Below are 3,781 nucleotides of genomic sequence, written 5' to 3' on the forward strand. Positions count from 1 at the left end.
GGGGGCGGAAGGGGGTGGGGCGGGGACTTACGGGACGAAGACGAGGCGCTCGCCGGAGCGGGTGTCGTTCCATTCCTGCGCGATCCGGTCCAGCGGTACGGCCCGCGCCCGGACGTCGATGGCGCCTTCGGTCACCGCGGCCGCCAGCTCGGGGAGTTCGGCGATGAAGTCGCGGGGAGAGAGCGATCCGATGCCGCTGCCCACGATCTGCAACCGGGCCGAGCGCAGGGCCACGGACGGGACCGCGGCGGACGCGCCCGCGATGGAGCCGATCTGGACCCAGGTGAGCGGCACGGAGCGGTCGGTGCGCGCGGTGAGGATCGGGAGTATGGAGCCCGCGGCGGGTTCGCCCCACACGAAGTCGAGGACGACGTCGACGTCGGCTGCGGCGGCGATCTCGTCGAAGGTGAGCGTCCGATCCGCGCCGAGGGCGGGCAACTCCTCGAGGCGGGCGGTGTCGCGGCCGGCGGCGATGACCTGGGCGGCGCCGAAATGCCTGGCGATCTGGACGGCCATGCGTCCGGCGCTGCCGGTGGCACCCAGGACGAGAACGCGCTGGCCCTCCTGGAAGGTGATGCGTCGGCGCAGGGCGACCCAGGAGGACATGCCCGGGTTCATCGCGGCGGCGATCCGCACCGGGTCCACGTGGTCGGGCAGGACCACGCTCCGACGCGCGTCGATGACGGTGCGCTCGGCGAAGGTTCCGAGGTCCGTGTCGTCCAGGACCGCGTAGCGCAGGCGGCCCGCGGGGTCCCGGACGACGCCGTCGACGCCGGGGACCAGCGGGAGGACGCCGGAGGCGGAGTAGTGGGCGCCGCTCGCCTTGGCCCGGGCCAGGTGGTGCAGGGGCGCCGCGAGGACGTCCACGACCATCTCGTGCTCGCCCCGGGCGACGGGTTCAAGGTGCTCGCCGTAGGCGGGTGGTGCGTCGTACGCCGTGAGGACTGCTGCATGCATGGTGACCCCCTGGACATTGGTTTGTACTACCAATCAAAACCAGAATCATTGGTAATGCAAACAATGTCACGTAGGGTGGTTCCCATGGCTCCCGATGACTCCGAAGAGGCCCTGATCGACGGCCTGGTCCGCAGCGCCTTCCAGGTCATGAGCGTGCTCACCCGTATCGGCGCCGAGCACGACCTGTCCCTCACCCAACTGCGCGTGCTTGGCATCGTGCGCGACCGACGCCCCCGCATGAGCGACCTGGCGGCCTTTCTCGGCCTGGACAAGTCGACCCTCTCCGGTCTCATCGACCGTGCCGAACGACGAGGGCTGCTGACCCGCCACGCCAGTCCCGAGGACAGGCGCGCCGTCGTCGTCCTGATCACCGACGCCGGGCGCGACCTCACCCAGCGCCTCTACGAGGAGGCACGGGACGCCCTCGCGCCGGCCACCGGCCGACTCGACGCACAGCAACGCCAACAGCTCGCCCACCTGCTGGAGCCCGTCCTCACCCCGCCCCTGCCGGCCGCACCGCGCCCCGCCACCCGGCGCTGAGCGATCCACCCGCAAACCGCGCAGCAGACGGCCAACCGGGCGCCGGACCACCGCCGCCGGAACGGGCACGTCAGACCCACACAGCTTCCCGAGCGAGCACCGCCTCCCGTCCGGGTGAGGAGCCCCGCAGCAACGCGGTGTCCCGGCAGAACGAACGCTTCCCGGCGATCCTCCCGTGCACGACGTCGACCGGTTCGAGGACGCGCATCGTCCACGGGACGCCGTGGACCGCCGCGCAGGTGACCGCGCGAGGCGCGGACACCACACGCACAGGCACAACGGTCCGCCTCGCTCGGACTCCTCACCCATCCCCCTGCTTCACATCTCGGCAAGCACCGCAAAAGGCCGCGATCCCCGCGCACCCGGGCGCCGTAACCGCAGCCAGAACGTCAGCCCGGCCGCCCAGGTCGCGACCTGATTCAGGAACACCGCAACCACCTTCCAGCCGCTGTCTTCCCCGGCACCGAACCTCTCGTCCAGATGCACGAGAGCCGCAGGGACGCCGACCTTCCCGCCCGACGGGCGCCCGCAGACCGGTCAACGGGCCAAGCCACAGCCCCGCGTACATCCTCAAAGCGCGACGGCTCACAGAAATCCGGAGCCGGCGTCGGACGCAGCGGCAGGCGACCGGAGCAACGGGCCAAAAGCGTCCCGGGACGAGCGCACCAGCCGGCTGGTCATGCGGCTGTGGGGTGGTACCGCCCGTTTGCGCTCTTGCCCTCTCCTCCCTGACGGCCGCGTTCGGATCCACGTCAGACTCGACGCCCGGGCCCAGTGGATGACGTCAACGACGGAACCGGCGAGGCTCCCTGGGCTGCTTCGCCCTTGCCGTCCTCGTGGTCGCTGTCGTCATCGCCTTCCTCCGGGCCCGGAACCATCCCGGCGAGGACACCCCGGCCACGGGCAGCACCCCCACGGGCCACCCCGCCTCCGGCCGGCCCACGCGAACCGGCCACCCCGGGCGCAGCGGCGGGCGGCCGGAGAACCGTATCCCTGGAGCGCCCCAGCAGGGCGGCCGCGGCGGACGCCGTGGGTGGCCGGACGTCAGGCCGTGACGTCCACCAGGACTTTACCGACCGTGCGGCTCTCGACCGCCCGGTGCGCGTCGGCGGTGCGCTCCAAGGGGAAGCGGGTCAACGGCAGCCCGTGCTCCTCACCGACGGGCAGCGCGCCGTCGCGCACTGCGGCGGCGACGTCCTGGGCGGCCGCGGCGCGTGCCTCCGGACCGGCCGTGTAGAGGATCAGGAACTGGAAACGCGCGTTGAGCACCATGTTCTGCAGTACGTCCAGTTCGACCGGCTTGCCGCCGTCGTTGGCGTAGGTCGAGATCGTGCCGCGCGTCCGCAGTACCGCGAGGTCCAGGGCGAGGTTCGCGCCGATCGCCACCTCGGCGATGATGTCGACACCGTCCGGGGTGATCGTGCGGATCGCGGCGGCCGGGTCGCCCTCGCGGTAGTTGATCACGTGGTGGGCTCCGGCGGCGGTGGCCAGCCGGGCCTTCTCCAGGCTGCTGACCGTACCGATCACGGTGGCGCCGGCCCATCGGGCGAGCTGGATCACCGCGTGCCCGACCGCTCCGGCGCCACCCGCGGCGAGCACCACCTTCCCGTCGAGCGCCCCGGGGTGCAGCCGACGCGGCCCGTCCTCGGCGACGGTGAGCGCGCGGTGCGCGGTCAGCGCGGGGACGCCGAGTGCGGCGCCGACGTCGAAGCCGGCTTCGTCGGGCAGCAAAACGGCCTGTTCGGCCGGCACGACGGTGAACTCGGCGGCGGTGCCGGTAGGCCGCCCGGCGGCGGCCATGAACAGCCAGACCCGCTGACCGACCCGGCTCCGGTCGACGCCCTCGCCGACGGCGTCGATCGTGCCGGCGCCGTCGAGGTGCGGGGTGACCTCGGGGTACTGCATGGGGTGGCCGACGCCGGAGCGCGCCTGCCAGTCGGTCGGGTTGACACCGGACACGGCGACCCGGATGCGAACCTCGCCGGGGCCGGGCTCGGGCAGGTCGCGGTTGACGAACCGGAGAACGTCGGGGGCACCGGTGTCGCGGTAGACGATGGCTTTCATGATCCGTCCTTGGAGCCTGGTGGAAGGGTGACTTCCCGGCGCGGCCTGACGCTTCGTCATGCCGCCCGGAAGGGGTGGGGCGCGCGGGGGCGCCCGGGCCGCGTCGGTACCGGTCAGCCGATGGGGACGTTGCTGGAGCGGGACCGGATGCCGTCGAGGGTGGCGAGCATCGCGGCGTCGAGGGTGATCCCGCCGACCGCGACGTTCGCCTCCAGGTGGG

The 3,781-nt window shown here is 72.5% G+C and carries 4 protein-coding genes; 1 reads left to right on the forward strand and 3 read right to left on the reverse strand.

Translation table 11 applies throughout. The features are described from left to right. Nucleotides 1-27 precede the first annotated feature (27 nt). Nucleotides 28-957, reverse strand: coding sequence for a zinc-binding alcohol dehydrogenase family protein (locus ABZ641_RS28935; RefSeq protein ID WP_359986437.1), 930 nt, complete (start codon nt 955-957; stop codon nt 28-30). A gap of 84 nt (nt 958-1,041) precedes the next feature. On the opposite strand from ABZ641_RS28935, the gene ABZ641_RS28940 reads away from it, so the two are divergent. Then, nucleotides 1,042-1,497: a MarR family transcriptional regulator gene (locus ABZ641_RS28940; RefSeq protein WP_359986439.1), complete on the forward strand. Its 456-nt coding sequence runs from the start codon at nt 1,042-1,044 to the stop codon at nt 1,495-1,497. 318 nt (nt 1,498-1,815) lie between these two features. Here the strand turns inward: ABZ641_RS28940 and ABZ641_RS28945 are convergent, their stop codons facing one another. Next, nucleotides 1,816-1,983, reverse strand: a complete 168-nt coding sequence (locus tag ABZ641_RS28945; protein ID WP_359986442.1) for a hypothetical protein — start codon at nt 1,981-1,983, stop codon at nt 1,816-1,818. A 558-nt stretch (nt 1,984-2,541) separates the two neighbouring features. Continuing rightward, on the reverse strand, nt 2,542-3,561 hold the full coding sequence (locus ABZ641_RS28950; RefSeq protein WP_359986445.1) for an NADPH:quinone reductase: 1,020 nt from the start codon (nt 3,559-3,561) through the stop codon (nt 2,542-2,544). Nucleotides 3,562-3,781: the final 220 nt, after the last annotated feature.

Origin of the sequence: Kitasatospora sp. NPDC007106 (genome assembly GCF_040634455.1) — a bacterium.
Taxonomy (GTDB): domain Bacteria; phylum Actinomycetota; class Actinomycetes; order Streptomycetales; family Streptomycetaceae; genus Kitasatospora; species Kitasatospora arboriphila.